The organism is Nonomuraea sp. NPDC050556 (assembly GCF_044457355.1).
Taxonomy (GTDB): domain Bacteria; phylum Actinomycetota; class Actinomycetes; order Streptosporangiales; family Streptosporangiaceae; genus Nonomuraea.
The window spans coordinates 1,975,186-1,991,670 of sequence record NZ_JBITGU010000002.1; the positions used below are offsets into that span (position 1 = coordinate 1,975,186).

The following is a 16,485-nucleotide window of genomic DNA, read 5'->3' on the forward strand; positions in this document are numbered from 1 at the left end:
ACACAATCCCCTTACCGAATGAACAGGCCGGACGCGGCGCTGGAGGCGAGGTCGAGCACGGGCTGCGGGTACAGCCCGACGAAGACCGTCACCAGCAACGATACGGCGATCACTGCGACAGTACCCACGCTGGGTGCCGCGATCGTCGGTCCGTCGGCCGCCGGCTCGCTGAAGAACATCAGCACGATGACGCGGACGTAGAAGAACGCGGCGATCGCCGAGGCGATGACACCCACGACCACCAGCCCGGTCATCCAGGCGCCCATCGAGTCGCCCCGCTCGGCCCCGCTCGACAGCGCCGCGGTGAACACCGCGTACTTGCCGAAGAAGCCGCTGGTGAGCGGGATACCGGCGAACGCCAGCAGGAAGAAGGCGAAGACGCCGGCCAGGATCGGCGAGCGCTTGCCCAGGCCGGCCCAGCGCGACAGGTGCCCCGCCTCGCCGCCCGCGTCACGCACCAGCGTGACGACGGCGAACGCGCCGACCGTGGTGATGCCGTAGACGACCAGGTAGAACAGGATCGCGGAGAGCGACTTGGCGTTCTGCGCGGCAGCGTCGAACGTCGCCATCACGCCGATGAGCAGGAAGCCCGCGTGCGCGATGGACGAGTAGGCCAGCATGCGCTTGATGTCGGTCTGCGTGATCGCCAGGATCGCACCGACCACCATGGTGAGCGCGGCCACGCCCCACATGACCGGACGCCAGTCCCAGTCGAGGTTGCCCAGCGCCACCCAGAACACCCGCAGCACGGCGCCCATGGCGGCCACGAGGACGCCTGAGGCCATGAGCGCGGTGATCGGGGTCGGCGCGCCCTGGTACACGTCGGGCTTCCACGCCTGGAAGGGCGCGGCGCCGATCTTGAACATCAGGCCGACGCCCAGCAGGGCCAGGCCCACCAGGAGCAGCGGGTCGAGCACGCTGCCCGTGGACAGCGCCTCGCTGATGCCGGACAGGTCGACGGTGCCGGCGAAGCCGTACACCATGGCCATGCCGTACAGGAAGAAGGCCGAGGAGAACGCGCCGAGCAGGAAGTACTTCATCGACGCCTCCTGCGAGAGCAGGCGGCGACGGCGGGCGAGCCCGCACAGGAGGTACAGCGGCAGCGACATGACCTCGAGGGCCACGAACATGATCAGCAGGTCGTTCGACGCCGGGAACAGCAGCATGCCGCCCACCGCGAACAGGATCAGCGGGTAGACCTCGGTGTGCGCGCCACCGGTGGTCTCCGCCTCCTCCTCTTCCGCCGAGCCGGGTACGGCTGCCGCCGAGGCGACGAAGTGGCCCTCGTCGTTGACCAGCAGCACGGACACGAACGCCAGGACGAGGATGACGCCCCAGATGAACAGCGCCGGGCCGTCGACGGCGACAGCGCCCATGGCCACGGCCGCCTTGGCGGGGCCGTTGGCGGCCGCCTGCACGATGACCAGCAGGAAACCGCCGGCCAGGCTGAGCAGCGTCAGCGGCACGTGGATGGACTTGCGAAGGTAGCGCGGCGCGAACGCTTCGACGAGCACGCCGAGGACGGCTGCGCCGAAGATCAGCAGCATCGGCGCCAGCGTGCCGTACTCGATCGTCGGCGCCGTGATGGTGTTGTTCACTGGCCAGTACCCTTCTCGGCGACACCTGAGGTGTTCACGTCGAGGTTTCCAATCGTGTGCTGCACGGCGGGGTTGATGATGTCGAGCAGCGGCTTGGGGTAGAAACCGAACCCGATGATCAGCGCGATCAGCGGGGCGATCACCCAGAGCTCGCGGACGTTGAGGTCCTTGAACGCCTTCACCGGCTCAGCGGTCGGCCCGTTCATCGTCCGCTGGTACATCCACAGGATGTAGACGGCCGCCAGGATCACCGCGGTGGCCGCGATGACCGTGGGCACGATGTAGTTGACGTTGCCGAGCGCCTTGCTGGAGAACGTCCCGATCATGACCATGAACTCGCTGACGAAGGACGACAGCCCCGGCAGCGAGAGCCCGGCCAGACCGGCGATCAGGAAGGTGCCCGCGAGCAGCGGAGCGACCTTCTGCGTGCCTCCGTAGTCGGCGATGAACGGCGAGCCGCGGCGCGAGATGAGGAACCCGGCGGCCAGGAACAGCGCGCCGGTCGCGAAGCCGTGGTTGACCATGTAGAGCGTCGCGCCGGACTGCGCGACCTGCGACATCGCGAAGACGCCCAGGACGATGAAGCCGAAGTGCGAGATCGAGGTGTAGGCGATCAGGCGCTTCATGTCGGTCTGCCCGATGGCCACGATCGCGCCGTAGATGATGCTGATGACCGCCAGCACGATGATCGGCGTGGTGAACGCCTTGGCCGCGTCGGGGAAGAGCTCCAGGCAGAAGCGGAGCATCCCGAAGGTGCCCACCTTGTCCAGCACACCCACCAGCAGTACGGCTGCGCCGGCCGGAGCCTGCGCTGCCGCGTCGGGCAGCCACGTGTGCACCGGCCACAGCGGCGCCTTGATCGCGAAGGCGATGAAGAACCCGGCGAACAGCCACTTCTGCGTGTTCGGGTCCTGGATCGCACCGATCAGCTCGGGGAACATGAAGGAGTTCTTGCCGGCGACCGCGTAGAGCCCGATGACCGCGACCAGCATGAGCAGGCCGCCGAAGAGCGAGTACAGCAGGAACTTCACGGCCGCGTAGGACCGCTGGGCACCGCCGTACGAGCCGATCATGAAGTACATCGGGATCAGCATGGCTTCGAAGAAGACGTAGAACAGGAAGATGTCGGTCGCCGCGAAGACGCCGATCATCATCGCCTCGAGGACGAGCAGCAGCGCGAAGTAGGTCTTGACCGACCGCTTCGGCGTGACGATCGTGCCGTCGGCCGTCTTGACGCCGTCCGCGTCGTGCCACGAGGCCAGCACCACGATCGGCACCAGCACCGCGGACAGGACGATCAGCACCAGCGCGATGCCGTCGACCCCGAGGCCGAACTTCACCCCGAAGGACGGGATCCAGTCGGGGTCCATCGTGAACTGGAACCGGTCGCCGCCGGGCTTGAACTGGAACGCCATGACCACGGTCAGGACGAGCACGATCAGCGAGACCAGCATGGTGAGCTGCTTGGCCAGCGCGTCGCTGCCCTTGGGAAGCAGGGCCACCACGATGGCGCCCACCACGGGCACCGCCATGAGTATCGGGAGCCAGGGCATCAGATGTTCCCAACGAGGAGCAGGGCGCCGGTCAGCAGGGCGGCACCGATCAGGATGGACAGCGCGTACGTTCTGGCGAAGCCCGTCTGCAGGCGCCTCAGCCTGCCGGAGGTGCCGCCGATCGTCGCGGCCAGGCCGTTGACCAGGCCGTCGATGCCGCGGTTGTCGAAGAACACCGCGATGCGGGTCAGCCACTGGCCGGGGCGCATGAACAGCGACTCGTTGAGCGCGTCGCCGTACAGGTCACGCCTGGCGAAGGTGGTGAGGAACGAACCACGCGGCTGGACGACCGGCACTTCGGACTTGCCGTACTTGTACCAGGCGAAGACCGCGCCGATGGCGACCAGCGCCAGCGTCGCCAGCGCGATGGGCGTGACGGCGAAGACGTGGAAGGCGGGCTTCTCCTCCGGCAGGCCCACGGCCGGACCGAGGAAGTCCATGAAGCGGTTGCCCTGGATGAGGAAGAAGCCGAGCACGATCGAGCCGATGGACAGCAGGATCAGCGGCCAGGTCATCACCGCGGGCGACTCGTGCGGGTGGGCTTCCTTGTCCCAGCGCTTCTCACCGAAGAACGTCATGAAGATCATGCGCGACATGTAGAAGCCGGTGATGCCCGCACCGATGGCGGCCAGCCAGCCCATCCAGGCGCCGTGTTCCATGGCCGTCTCGATGATCCCGTCCTTGGTGTAGAACCCGGACAGGAACGGGAAGCCGATGATCGCCAGGTAACCCACGATGAACGTGAGGAAGGTGATCGGCATGACCTTGCGGAGCCCGCCGTACTTGCGCATGTCGACTTCGTCGTTCATGGCGTGCATGACGGATCCGGCGCCGAGGAACATGTCGGCCTTGAAGAAGCCGTGCGCGATGAGGTGCGCGATCGCGAAGGCGTAACCGGCCGGGCCGAGGCCCGCGCCGAGCATCATGTAGCCGATCTGCGACATCGTCGAGCCGGCGAGGCCCTTCTTGATGTCGTCCTTGGCGCAACCGATGATCGCACCGGCGAGCAGCGTGGCCACACCGACGATCGTCACGACCAGCGAGGCGGTCTCCGAGGCCTGGAAGAACACCCCGGAGCGGACCACGAGGTACACACCGGCGGTGACCATGGTCGCGGCGTGGATGAGAGCCGAGACCGGGGTCGGGCCCTCCATCGCGTCCAGGAGCCAGGACTGCAGGGGCAGCTGCGCGGACTTGCCGCAGGCGCCGAGCAGAAGCAGCAGGCCGATGGCGGTGACCGTGGGGCTGCCCTCGACGGAGCCGAGGTCCTTGAAGGCCAGGGTGCCGAAGGTCGACCAGATGAGGAACATGCCGACCAGCAGGCCGAAGTCGCCGACGCGGTTGACGATGAACGCCTTCTTGGCGGCCACGGCCGCAGACGGCTTGAACTGCCAGAAGCCGATCAGCAGGTACGACGCCAGACCGACGCCTTCCCAGCCGATGAACAGCCCGACGTAGTTGTCGGACAGCACCAGCAGGAGCATCGCGGCCACGAACAGGTTCAGGTAGGCGAAGAACCTGCGCCGGTCGCTGTCATGCGACATGTAGCCGATCGAGTAGATGTGGATAAGAGATCCGACACCCGTGATCAGCAGCGCGAAGCTGATCGACAGCGGGTCGATGAGCAACCCCATGTCGACCATGCCGGGGATGAACTCGTAAAGGTGCACACCCTGGCGACGGAGCGCGTCGTCAAGGCCGAGTATCTGGATGAAGGCCAGCACCGCGACGACGAACGCACCCAACGACATGAGCACGCCGAGCAGGTGTCCCCACTTGTCGCTCTTCCTGCCCGCGAGGAGCAGGATGGCCGCGCCCAGCAGGGGCAGGGCGATCATCAGCCATGAGACGCTGATCGCACCGCCTGCGGTGTCCTGGGCGATCTTAACGGGATCCACCAGTCACCTCTTAGTACTTCAGCAGGTTGGCGTCGTCCACGGACGCTGACCTGCGGGTTCGGAAGATCGTCACAATGATGGCCAAGCCGATCACGACCTCGGCCGCGGCGACCACCATCACGAAGAACGCGATGATCTGGCCGTCGAGGTTCTGCCACTGCCTGGCGAACGTGACGAACGCGAGGTTGCAGGCGTTGAGCATGAGCTCCACGCACATGAACACCACGATCGCGTTCCGCCGGACCAGCACGCCGATCGCGCCGATGGCGAAGAGCAGCCCGGAAAGGACCAGGTACTGCGTGGTCACTTGGATTCCTCCTCAACCGCGTGCCTGATGGCCTCGGCGAGCTTGGGGTCTTCGGGCAGGTGACCCTGCTCGACGTCGTAGCGCGCGATGTGCCGGTTGACGGACAGCTCGGAGACCGTCCCGTCGGGCAGCAGGGCGGGCATGTCGATCGCGTTGTTCCTGGCGTAGGTGCCGGGGCCGGGCAGCGGCGACGGGTGGTCGCCGAGGAAGCGGGCGCGAGCCAGCTCCTTCTGCGTCGGCCTGGCGACCAGCTTCTCGCGGTGCGCCAGCACCATCGCGCCGAGCGCCGCGGTGATCAGCAGCGCCGAGGTGACCTCGAAGGCGAACACGTGGCGCGTGAAGATCAGCTTCGCCAGGGCGGGGACGTTGCCGCCCGCCTCCTGCGTCACCGCGCCGAGCCCCTTGGAGGTGGTGAAGAACGCGTTGCCGATGGCCAGCGTGATCAGCGTCGCGAAGCCGAGCCCCGCGACGATCGCCCAGAACCGCTGGCCCTTGAGCGTTTCCACGAAGGAGTCCGAGGAGTCGACGCCGACCAGCATGAGCACGAAGAGGAAGAGCATCATGACGGCGCCGGTGTAGACGATGATCTGCACGGCTGCCAGGAAGGGCGCTTCCTGCACGGCGTAGAGGACGGCGAGGCAGAGCATGACCGCGCCGAGCATCAGCGCGGAGTAGACCGCCTTGCGGCTGAACACCATGCCGAGGGCCGCGCCGACGGAGACGACGGCGAGCACCCAGAACGTGATGGTCTCACCCATTGTTCCGTCCCAGCCGGTAGTAGTCCTCTTCGGTCTCGCCGAGCCGCATCGCGTGCGGAGGCTGCTCCATGCCCGCGGTGAGCGGGGCCAGGAGCATCTCCTTGGTGTAGATGAGGCTCTCACGCGAGGTGTCGGCCAGCTCGTACTCGTTGGTCATGGTCAACGCGCGAGTCGGGCAAGCCTCGATGCAGAGCCCGCAGAGGATGCATCGCAGGTAGTTGATCTGATAGGTGCGCCCGTACCGCTCGCCGGGGGAGAAACGCTCTTCCTCGGTGTTGTCCGCGCCCTCGACGAAGATGGCGTCGGCCGGACAGGCCCATGCGCACAGCTCGCAGCCGACGCACTTCTCCAGCCCGTCAGGCCAGCGGTTCAGCTGGTGGCGACCGTGGAAGCGAGGCGCCGTGGGGAGCTTCACCTCCGGGTAGTTCACCGTGACGGGCTTCTTGAACATCGTGTGGAAGGTGACGCCGAAGCCCTTGACGGGGTTCAGCCAGTCAGTTAGTCCCACTGGAGACCTCCTTGTGCTGCACCCCGTGGTAGTGCGGCAGATCGAGCGGCGGAACCGGGAAGCCGCCTGCGGTCGGTTCGCTGCGCAGCTCCTCGTACTCGGCTTCGACCTGCGCCTTGGCAGCTTCCTTGCGGCGCTGGTTGACCGTGTCGAACCTGGCCCAGATGCCGAGCGCGCCCAGGAGCACGATGGCCGCGATGACCATGACGAGCGGGAGCGACCCGCCCTCGAACGTGCCGTCCCTGACGTACATGACGGTCCTGACGACCGCGACCAGCATGATCCAGGCCAGGTTCAGCGGGATGAGAACCTTCCAGCCCAGCGCCATCAGCTGGTCGTAGCGGACGCGCGGCAGCGAGGCGCGCACCCAGACCACGAAGCAGAAGACCAGGACGAACTTGATGAAGAACCACAGCAGCGGCCACCAGCCCTCGTTCGCGCCACTCCACCAGGAGATCGGGAACGGTGCGCGCCATCCGCCCAGGAAGAGCGTGATGGCCATCGCGGAGGCGGTGAACGTGTGCAGGTACTCGCCCATCATGATCAGGGCGAACTTCAGCGAGGAGGAGTACTCGGTCTGGAAACCACCGACCAGCTCGCCCTCGCCCTCGGGCAGGTCGAACGGGATACGCGCTGCCTCGCCGAACCCGCAGATCACGAAGATCAGGAAGGACGGCAGCAGCAGCACCACGTACCAGGACGGCATCGGGATGCCGAAGACCTCGCCGCCGGACGCCTGCGCGTGCACGATCTCGGAGGTCGACAGCGTCCCGGCGAAGAGGAAGACGCCCACGAAGGACAGCCCCATCGCGATCTCGTACGAGACCACCTGCGCCGCGCTGCGGAGACCACCCAGCAGGGCGTACGGCGAGCGCGACGACCAACCGGCCAGCACCACGCCGTAGACCGAGATGGCGCCCATGGCCAGCATGAACAGCACCGCGACCGGCAGGTCCACGAGCTGCAGCGGCGTCTGCACGCCGAACAGGTTCACCATCGGGCCGAACGGCACGATCGAGAAGGCCAGGAAGGCCGGGACCACCATGATGACCGGAGCCAGCAGGTAGACCACCTTGTCGACGGTCCGCGGGAAGAGGTCTTCCTTCAGGCCCATCTTCAGACCGTCGGCCACCGACTGCAGGAGGCCGAACTTGCCCGCCCGGTTGGGGCCGATGCGGTTCTGCATCCTGGAGATGAGCTTGCGCTCGAACCAGACGCCGAACAGCACGCACAGCATCAGGAAGACGAACAGCAGCACGGCCTTGATGATGGTGATCCACAGCGGATCCTTGCCGAAATCGGCAAGGGTCGGATCAGCCAGGTAGATCATGAGGCGCTCCCGATCTTGACGATGTCGCCGGCGACCGCGCGCAGGTCACGCGTCACCGAGCAGCCGCCGGAGTTCGTCGGCACCCAGACCACCCGGTCGGGCAGGTCGGCGACGCGAACCGGCAGGGTGACCGAGTCACCGATGACGAGCTTGTCGCCGTCGGCGACGCCGATCTCGGCCGCGGTGCTCTCGGAGACCAGGGCCTCGGGCGTGCGTGCCGTACCTGCGAGGTACGGCTCGCCGTCCTGCAGTCGGCCGTCGTCGAGCAGCAGGTGCCAGGTCGCCAGGAGCGCCTGGCCGGCCTTCGGCGCCTGCTGGGAGCGGCCGTTGTCGTTCGGCGCCGCGACGCGGGTGCCGCGCCAGGCGCCGAGCCCGGTGAGCTCGCGCCTGGCGGCCGCCGCGTCGGGCAGGCCGAGGTGCACGTCCATGTGGTCGGCGATCGCGCTGACGGCCTTCAGGTCGGACATGAGCCCGGGAACCCTGAGCGCCGCCTCGAAGGAGCGGCCGCGGCCCTCCCAGTCGACGAACGTGCCATCCTTCTCCACGGTCGCGGCGACCGGCAGGACCACGTCGGCCCGGTCGGTGACCGCGCTGGCGCGGATCTCGAGGCTGACGATGAACGGGGTGTTCTCCAGGGCGGCCAGCGCCGCCTCGGGGTCGGCCAGGTCGTACGGGTCGACACCGGCGATGACGAGCGCGTCGAGCTGCTCGTTCAGCGCGGCAGCCAGGATGGCGTCGCCGTCGCGGCCCGGGGTGTCCGGGAGCGAGGAGACGTTCCACACCCGGGCGACCTCAGCCCTGGCGCTCTCGTCGTCGACCGGGCGGCCGATCGGGAGCAGGTTCGGCAGGGCGCCGGCCTCGACCGCGCCCCTGTCGCCTGCCCGGCGCGGCACCCAGGCGACCTTGGCGCCCGACGAGACGCTGAGCCGTACAAGGGCGGAAAGGGCGCCGGGTACGGTGGCCAGCCGCTCGCCGGCGAGCACGATCGTGCCCTCGGCCAGCGAGCCGACCAGGTCGCCGATGGCCTGGGCCTCGGCGCCAGGCTCGGTGCGGACGAGCGTGCCGCCCATCTTGGCCAGGCCAGGGGTGACGAACGGGGCGATGGCGGAGACCTTGAGACCGCTCTTCATCCACGCCTTGCGCAGGCGCAGGAAGACGATCGGGGCCTCCTCCTCCGGCTCGAACCCGACCAGGAGCACGGCCGGGGCCTTCTCCAGGTCCGCGTAGGAGATCTCGATGCCCGTGCCCGCGATCTGGTGGGCGAGGAACTGCGTCTCCTCGGCCGAGTGCGGGCGCGACCTGAAGTCGATGTCGTTGGTGCCGAGCGCGACCCTGGCGAACTTGGAGTAGGCGTAGGCGTCCTCGACGGTCAGCCTGCCGCCGATCAGCACGCCGGCCTTGCCGCGCGCCTTGGCCAGCCCCGCTGCGGCGACGGCGAGCGCCTCCGGCCACGAGGTGGGCTCCAGAACGCCTTCGGCGTTGCGCACCAGCGGGAGCTTCAGGCGGTCGGGCTGCGTCGCGTAGGTGAACGCGAAGCGGCCCTTGTCGCAGTTCCACTCCTCGTTGACCAGCGGGTCGTTGCCGGCCAGGCGGCGGGTGACCTTGCCGCGGCGGTGGTCCGTACGGAGAGAACAGCCTGAGGCGCACTGCTCGCACGCGCTCGGCGTCGACACGAGGTCGAACGGCCGGGCGCGGAAGCGGTAGGCGGCGCTGGTCAGCGCGCCGACCGGGCAGATCTGGATGGTGTTGCCGGAGAAGTAGGAGTCGAACGGCTTGCCGTCCGCGACCCGCACCTGCTCCTTGGCCCCGCGCTCGAAGAACTCGATGAGCGGGTCGCCCGCGATCTGGTCGGAGAAGCGGATGCAGCGCGCGCACTGCACGCACCGCTCGCGGTCGAGCAGGACCTGCGTCGACAGCGGCAGCGGCTTGGGGAAGGTGCGCTTGTGCTCGTGGAACCGGGACTCGCCCTGCCCGTTGGACATCGCCTGGTTCTGCAGGGGGCACTCGCCGCCCTTGTCGCAGACCGGGCAGTCGAGCGGGTGGTTCATGAGCAGCAACTCCATCGCACCCCGCTGCGCCTTCTCCGCGACCGGAGAGGTGAGCTGGGTGGCGACGACCATGCCCTCGGCGACCTCGATCGCGCAGGACGGCTGCGGCTTGGGGAAGCCGCGGCCGTTTCCCGCGTCGGGGATGTCGACCAGGCACTGGCGGCAGTTGGCCGCCGGGTCGAGCAGCGGGTGGTCGCAGAACCTGGGGATCTGGATGCCGAGCAGCTCGGCGGCCCTGATGATCAGCGTGCCCTTGGGCACGGTGATCTGGAAACCGTCGATCGTCAGCGTGACTACTTCACTCACTTGTCACCCCAGACAGTGGACTTCTTCGGGTCGAACGGGCAGCCGCCGATCTCGAAGTGCTTGAGGTACTCGTCGCGGAAGTACTTCACCGACGAGTGGATCGGGCTCACCGCGCCGTCGCCGAGCGCGCAGAAGGAGCGACCGAGGATGTTGTCACCGATGTCGGTGATCGTCTCGATGTCCTCTTCCGTGCCCTGGCCCGCCTCCATGCGCCTGAGGACCTGCTTGAGCCAGTAGGTGCCCTCGCGGCACGGCGTGCACTTCCCGCACGACTCGTGCGCGTAGAACTCCGTCCAGCGCAGCACCGTACGGACCACGCAGGTGGTCTCGTCGAAGATCTGCAGCGCGCGGGTGCCGAGCATCGAGCCCTTGGCGCCGACCGCCTCGAAGTCGAGCGGCACGTCCAGGTGCTCGTCGGTGAAGATCGGCGTGGACGAGCCGCCCGGGGTCCAGAACTTGATCTGGTGCCCCTCGCGGATGCCGCCGGCCATGTCGAGCAGCTCGTTCAGCGTGATGCCGAGCGGCGCCTCGTACTGGCCCGGCCTGGTGACGTGGCCGCTGAGGGAGAAGATGCCGAAACCCTTCGACTTCTCCGTGCCCATCCCGGCGAACCAGTCGGCGCCGTTGGAGATGATCGAGGGAACACTGGCGATCGACTCCACGTTGTTCACGACAGTAGGCGAGGCATAGAGCCCCGCTACGGCCGGGAAGGGGGGCTTGAGTCGCGGTTGACCACGGAAGCCCTCCAGCGAGTCGAGCAGCGCCGTCTCCTCGCCGCAGATGTACGCGCCCGCGCCGCTGTGCACGACCAGTTCGAGGTCGTAGCCCGAGCCGAAGAGGTCGGTGCCGAGGTAGCCCTTCTCGTACGCCTCGCGGACGGCCGCGTGCAGGCGCCTGATGACGTGCAGCACCTCGCCGCGCACGTAGATGAAGGCGTGGCTGGCGCGGATCGCGTAGGACGTGATGATGATGCCCTCGACCAGCGAGTGCGGGTTGGCCATCATCAGCGGGATGTCTTTGCAGGTGCCAGGCTCGGACTCGTCGGCGTTGACGACGAGGTAGTGCGGCTTGCCGTCACCCTGCGGGATGAAGCCCCACTTCATGCCGGTGGGGAAGCCGGCGCCGCCGCGCCCGCGCAGACCGGAGTCCTTGACGGCCTGGATGACCGCGTCGGGGTCCATGGCCAGGGCCTTCTTCGCGGCTTCGTACTCGCCGTAGCCCTCGAGGGTGAAGGAGTTGGCCTGGTCCCAGTTGGCGGTGAGGACCGGTGTCAGAGTGGTCACGCTTCCGGTGCCTTCCATCCGTTGGCCTTGGCGACCTTGAGGCCCTCGAGCGAGGGTCCGGCAGCGGAAGGCCCGTCACCGGCGAGGTCGTCGGGCAGACCGGCCAGCACCCGCGAGGCCTCCTTGAAGGAGCAGAGCTTCTTCGGGCCGCGGGTCGGCGAGACGCTCTTGCCGTCACGCAGGTCGTCGACGAGCTGCTTGGCCGACTCCGGCGTCTGGTTGTCGAAGAACTCCCAGTTGACCATCATCACGGGCGCGAAGTCGCAGGCCGCGTTGCACTCGATGCGCTCCAGGGAGACCTTGCCGTCGCCGGTGGTCTCCTCGTGGCCGACGCCGACGTGCTCCGACAGCTCTTCCCAGATCTGGTCGCCGCCCATGACCGCGCACAGCGAGTTGATGCAGACGCCCACGTGGTAGTCGCCGGCCGGCTTGCGCTTGTACATGGTGTAGAACGTCGCCACGCCCGTGACCTCGGCCTTGGTCAGGCCCAGCATCTCGGCGCAGAACTCCTGGCCGTCGTCGGAGACGTAGCCGTCCTCCGACTGCACCAGGTGCAGCAGCGGCAGCAGCGCCGACCGCGTCTTCGGGTAGCGCCCGATGATCTCCTTGGCGTCTCGCTCGAGACGCTCCCGGACTTCCGGTGAATATGTCACCGGTCCACACCTCCCATGACGGGGTCGATCGAGGCTACGGCCGCGATGACGTCGGCGATCTGCCCACCCTCCGCCATGGCGGGGAAGGCCTGCAGGTTCGTGAAGGACGGCTCGCGGAAGTGCACGCGGTAGGGGCGGGTGCCGCCGTCGCTGACCACGTGCGCGCCGAGCTCGCCCTTGGGCGACTCGATGGCGGCGTACGCCTGGCCTGCGGGCACCCTGAAGCCCTCGGTCACCAGCTTGAAGTGGTGGATGAGCGCTTCCATGGACGTGCCCATGATGTGCGCGATGTGGTCGGGAGAGTTGCCGAAGCCGTCAGGGCCGAGCGCGAGCTGCGCGGGCCAGCCGATCTTCTTGTCCTCGATCATCACGGGCTGGCCCTTGAGCGGACCGGCGATCCGGTCCAGCGCCTGCTCGACGATCTTGAGGGACTCTTCCATCTCCTTCATGCGCACGAGGTAGCGCGAGTAGACGTCCGCGCCGTGCTCGACCGCGACGTCGAAGTCGTAGGTCTCGTAGCCGCAGTAGGGCTGCGACTTGCGCAGGTCCCACGGCAGGCCGGCGCTGCGCAGGATCGGGCCCGTGACGCCCAGGGCCATGCAGCCCGTGAGGTCGAGGTAGCCGACGTCCTTGGTGCGGCGCACGTAGACCGGGTTCTCGTCGAGCAGCTTGCGGATGTCCCTGATGCGCTTGGGGAACTCCTTGAGGAACTCCCCGACCTTGTCCACGGCACCGGCGGGCAGGTCGACGCTCACGCCGCCCGGCCTGATGTAGGCCATGTTCATCCGCAGGCCGGTGATGTACTCGAACAGGTCCATGATCAGCTCGCGGTCGCGGTAGCCGAACAGGAACGGCGTCGTCGCGCCGAGCTCCATGCCGAACGTGCCCATCGCGACCAGGTGCGAGGAGATGCGGTTGAGCTCCATCATCATCACGCGGATGGCCTGGGCCCGGTCCGGGATGCGGTCCTCGATGCCGAGCAGCTTCTCGACGCCCATGCAGTAGGCGGTCTCGTTGAAGATCGGCGCCAGGTAGTCCATGCGGGTCACGAACGTCGTGCCCTGGGTCCAGGTCCTGAACTCCATGTTCTTCTCGATGCCGGTGTGCAGGTAGCCGATGACGCCGCGCGCCTCGGTGACCGTCTCACCGTCGAGGGTCAGGACCAGGCGGAGCACGCCGTGCGTGGACGGGTGCTGCGGGCCCATGTTGATGACGAGGCGCTCCTCCTCGCTGTCACGGACCTCACCGACGACCTGGTCCCAGTCGCCGCCGTCGACGGAGTAGATCTTTCCCTCGGTCGTGGTCATGAGTAAGACCTCCTCTCATCGGGCGCGGGGATGGTGGCGCCGCGGTACTCGACCGGGATGCCGCCGAGCGGGTAGTCCTTGCGCTGCGGGTGACCGTCCCAGTCGTCCGGCATCATGATCCGCGTCAGCGCCGGGTGGCCGTCGTAGATGATGCCGAAGAAGTCGTAGGTCTCGCGCTCGTGCCAGTCGTGCGTGGGGTAGATGCCCACGCTCGACGGGATGTGCCGGTCGTCGTCGGGAGCGCTCGTCTCGACGCGCACCCGCTTGTTGTGGGTGATCGAGCACAGGTGGATGACCGAGTGCAGCTCCTCGCCCACGAGGTGCGGGTAGTGCACGCCGGTGACGCCGAGCGAGAGCTCGAAGCGCAGGGCGGCGTCGTCGCGCAGCTTCTGCAGCACCTCCAGGAGGCGCTCGCGCTTGACGTGGAGGGTCAGCTCGCCGCGGTCGACGACGACGCGCTCGATGGCGTCGTCGAGGTCGAGGGTGTCGACGAGCTCGTCGAAGTAGCCGCCGTACGGGCGCGGGGTGGCGAGCTGGGGGGCCCGCCGTACGACGAGTCCTCCATAGCCGGAGGTGTCACCCGAGTCGTGCGCGCCGAACATGCCGTGCCGCGCGATCGGCCCTTCCGGTACCTCGGGAAGGTTGTCGCTCACTTCCCAGCCCCCTGGTCGATCAGTGGCAGCGTGCGCAGCGCCTGCAGTTCGAGATCCTCGATCTGCTTCGCCCGGTGCGCACCGAACTTCATGTTTTGAATCTTGTCGTGCAGCTTCACGATCGCATCGATCAGCATCTCGGGCCTCGGCGGGCAGCCAGGCAGGTAGATGTCGACGGGGACGACGTGGTCCACGCCCTGCACGATGGCGTAGTTGTTGAACATGCCGCCGCTGGAGGCGCACACGCCCATCGAGATGACCCACTTGGGCTCGGCCATCTGGTCGTAGATCTGGCGCAGCACCGGCGCCATCTTCTGCGAGACGCGACCGGCGACGATCATCAGGTCGGCCTGGCGGGGAGACGCCGAAGCGCGCTCCATGCCGAAGCGCGCCAGGTCGAAGTGGGGGCCACCGGTGGCCATCAGCTCGATGGCGCAACACGCCAGACCGAACGTGGCCGGCCAGACCGAGTTCTTACGCGCCCAGCCGGCGGCCGCTTCGACCGTGCTGAGGATGAACCCGCTTGGCAGTTTTTCTTCAAGTCCCATTTCTAGTCCCAGTCCAGACCCTTGCGGCGCCACACGTACGCGTAGGCCACGAGCACGGTCACGATGAACAGCAGCATCTCGACCAGCGCGAACACCCCGAGGCCCGAGGCGAGCACCTGCCCGTTGTCTGCGTGCTTGGGCGCGAACGAGACCGCCCACGGATAAAGGAAGATGATCTCGATGTCGAACACGATGAACAACATCGCGGTGATCATGTATTTCAGCGGGAACCGTCCGCCACCGACCGGCTGGGGCGTCGGCTCGATGCCGCATTCGTAGGCGTCAAGCTTGGCGCGGTTCCAGCGCTTGGGACCGGTGAAGGGAGCGATGGCGACCGAGAAGATCGCGAACCCTCCCGCGAGAACGGCGAGCACCAGGATGGGCACGTAAAGGTCCACCGCTACGCCTCCTCAGGAAAACTGTCAGATCTACAAGTGTGCCGGGTGTGTTTGAGCTTCATGCTGGTGGGGCGACCTTTGAGAGTGCGTTGATGATCCGGTCTGACGCATCGCCTCGCCGGTCGGTGAGATTACCAAGGAGTTTCAGCGCGAAGCGCATCAGCCTCGGGTGCGGCAGCCCGTGCCGTGTACCGAAGCTCATCACACCTGGCTTCCCGATCGCCTCGACGAACAACCTACCCAAGGTGAAATATCCGCCATAGGCGTCTTTCAGCAGTTGGGGATAGGTGCGCAGGATGCGCTCCTGCTGAGCCGGCGTGGTGCCCTTGAGCGCCTTGACGATGACCTCGGCCGCGATCTCCCCGGTCTCCATGGCGTAGGCGATGCCCTCACCGTTGAACGGGTTGATCGAACCTCCGGAGTCACCGACGAGCACCAGGCCGCGCGTGTAGTGGGGTTGCCTGTTGAAGGCCATCGGGAGCGCGGCGCCGCGGATGGGCGACGTCATGTTCTCCTCGGTGAAGCCCCATTCCGCAGGCATGTTCCTGCACCAGCGCTTCAGCAGCTCGCGATAGTCGATCTTGCCGAAGGCGTCACTGGTGTTGAGCAGGCCGAGGCCCACGTTGGAGGTGCCGTCGCCGACGCCGAACACCCAGCCGTAGCCGGGCAGCAGCGTCTCCTCGTCCCAGAGCTCCAGCCAGGTCTCGAGGTAGTCGTCGTCGTGGCGCGGACTCTCGAAGTAGGTCCGTACGGCCACGCCCATCGGACGGTCCTCGCGCTTGTGCAGCCCCATGTTGAGCGCCAGCCGAGTCGAGTTCCCGTCGGCGGCCACGACGACGCGGCTGCGATAGGTGGCCCCGTCCTTGGTGGTGACCCCGACGACGTGCCCGCTGCGGTCGTCGAGCACCGGCCCGGTGACGTTGACGCCCTCCATCAGGCGGACCCCGTGCTTGACCGCGTTGGCCGCGACGATCTGGTCGAAGTCCTGGCGGGTACGCACCAGCCCGAAGTCGGGGAAGCGCTCCAGCTGGGGCCAGTCGAGCTCGAACCTGAGCCCGCCGCCGACGACCCTGAGCCCCTTGTTCCTGATCCAGCCCGGGGCGTCGATGTCGACGTTCATGTTCTGCAGCTGCTTGACCGCCCGCGGGGTCAGCCCGTCGCCGCAGACCTTCTCGCGGGGGAACCTGGTCTTCTCCAGGAGCAACACGTCCAGCCCGGCTTGGGCGAGGTAAAAGGCGGTTGCGGAACCGGCGGGACCGGCGCCGACGACGATGACGTCGGCGTCAGCCTGGATGGCGGCTGGCACGGTCACGGGACCTGTCCTGTCCTACACGCTT

15 protein-coding genes are annotated in these 16,485 nt (G+C 67.4%); all 15 read right to left on the bottom strand.

The features are described from left to right. Positions 1-11: 11 nt before the first annotated feature. Genes nuoN through ACIBG8_RS27570 form a run of 15 tightly spaced genes read right to left on the bottom strand, consistent with a single transcriptional unit; the run spans position 12 to position 16,460 of the window. Positions 12-1,598 (bottom strand): NADH-quinone oxidoreductase subunit NuoN, encoded by a 1,587-nt coding sequence (nuoN, locus tag ACIBG8_RS27500; RefSeq protein WP_397345824.1) that lies wholly within the window; start codon positions 1,596-1,598, stop codon positions 12-14. Beyond that, the gene (locus ACIBG8_RS27505; RefSeq protein ID WP_397345825.1) at positions 1,595-3,151 is read right to left on the bottom strand and encodes an NADH-quinone oxidoreductase subunit M; all 1,557 of its coding nucleotides are present in this window, start codon (positions 3,149-3,151) and stop codon (positions 1,595-1,597) included. Before ACIBG8_RS27505 ends, nuoN begins: the two co-directional genes overlap by 4 nt. Then, the gene (nuoL, locus tag ACIBG8_RS27510) at positions 3,151-5,052 is read right to left on the bottom strand and encodes an NADH-quinone oxidoreductase subunit L (protein WP_397346193.1); all 1,902 of its coding nucleotides are present in this window, start codon (positions 5,050-5,052) and stop codon (positions 3,151-3,153) included. The genes ACIBG8_RS27505 and nuoL overlap by 1 nt, the downstream gene beginning before the upstream one ends. Positions 5,053-5,059: 7 nt before the next feature. Then, a complete protein-coding gene (gene nuoK, locus ACIBG8_RS27515) occupies positions 5,060-5,356 on the bottom strand; it encodes an NADH-quinone oxidoreductase subunit NuoK (RefSeq protein ID WP_397345826.1) in 297 nt (98 codons plus the stop codon). Further along, positions 5,353-6,114, bottom strand: a complete 762-nt coding sequence (locus ACIBG8_RS27520; RefSeq protein ID WP_397345827.1) for an NADH-quinone oxidoreductase subunit J — start codon at positions 6,112-6,114, stop codon at positions 5,353-5,355. Before ACIBG8_RS27520 ends, nuoK begins: the two co-directional genes overlap by 4 nt. Further along, positions 6,107-6,622, bottom strand: coding sequence for an NADH-quinone oxidoreductase subunit NuoI (gene nuoI, locus ACIBG8_RS27525; protein ID WP_397345828.1), 516 nt, complete (start codon positions 6,620-6,622; stop codon positions 6,107-6,109). Before nuoI ends, ACIBG8_RS27520 begins: the two co-directional genes overlap by 8 nt. Next, positions 6,609-7,952 (bottom strand): NADH-quinone oxidoreductase subunit NuoH, encoded by a 1,344-nt coding sequence (nuoH, locus tag ACIBG8_RS27530; protein ID WP_397345829.1) that lies wholly within the window; start codon positions 7,950-7,952, stop codon positions 6,609-6,611. Before nuoH ends, nuoI begins: the two co-directional genes overlap by 14 nt. Then, on the bottom strand, positions 7,949-10,306 hold the full coding sequence (locus ACIBG8_RS27535) for an NADH-quinone oxidoreductase subunit G (RefSeq protein ID WP_397345830.1): 2,358 nt from the start codon (positions 10,304-10,306) through the stop codon (positions 7,949-7,951). Before ACIBG8_RS27535 ends, nuoH begins: the two co-directional genes overlap by 4 nt. Next, positions 10,303-11,589: an NADH-quinone oxidoreductase subunit NuoF gene (gene nuoF / locus ACIBG8_RS27540; protein ID WP_397345831.1), complete on the bottom strand. Its 1,287-nt coding sequence runs from the start codon at positions 11,587-11,589 to the stop codon at positions 10,303-10,305. Before nuoF ends, ACIBG8_RS27535 begins: the two co-directional genes overlap by 4 nt. After that, positions 11,586-12,242: an NADH-quinone oxidoreductase subunit NuoE gene (nuoE, locus tag ACIBG8_RS27545; protein ID WP_397345832.1), complete on the bottom strand. Its 657-nt coding sequence runs from the start codon at positions 12,240-12,242 to the stop codon at positions 11,586-11,588. The genes nuoF and nuoE overlap by 4 nt, the downstream gene beginning before the upstream one ends. After that, positions 12,239-13,549, bottom strand: coding sequence for an NADH-quinone oxidoreductase subunit D (locus tag ACIBG8_RS27550; RefSeq protein WP_397345833.1), 1,311 nt, complete (start codon positions 13,547-13,549; stop codon positions 12,239-12,241). Before ACIBG8_RS27550 ends, nuoE begins: the two co-directional genes overlap by 4 nt. Beyond that, on the bottom strand, positions 13,546-14,151 hold the full coding sequence (locus tag ACIBG8_RS27555) for an NADH-quinone oxidoreductase subunit C (RefSeq protein ID WP_397346194.1): 606 nt from the start codon (positions 14,149-14,151) through the stop codon (positions 13,546-13,548). The genes ACIBG8_RS27550 and ACIBG8_RS27555 overlap by 4 nt, the downstream gene beginning before the upstream one ends. Before the next feature lie 47 nt (positions 14,152-14,198). Further along, on the bottom strand, positions 14,199-14,750 hold the full coding sequence (locus ACIBG8_RS27560; protein WP_397345834.1) for a NuoB/complex I 20 kDa subunit family protein: 552 nt from the start codon (positions 14,748-14,750) through the stop codon (positions 14,199-14,201). A gap of 2 nt (positions 14,751-14,752) precedes the next feature. Next, the gene (locus ACIBG8_RS27565) at positions 14,753-15,148 is read right to left on the bottom strand and encodes an NADH-quinone oxidoreductase subunit A (RefSeq protein ID WP_397345835.1); all 396 of its coding nucleotides are present in this window, start codon (positions 15,146-15,148) and stop codon (positions 14,753-14,755) included. A gap of 58 nt (positions 15,149-15,206) precedes the next feature. Then, positions 15,207-16,460, bottom strand: a complete 1,254-nt coding sequence (locus ACIBG8_RS27570; RefSeq protein WP_397345836.1) for a geranylgeranyl reductase family protein — start codon at positions 16,458-16,460, stop codon at positions 15,207-15,209. Between the last annotated feature and the right edge of the window lie 25 nt (positions 16,461-16,485).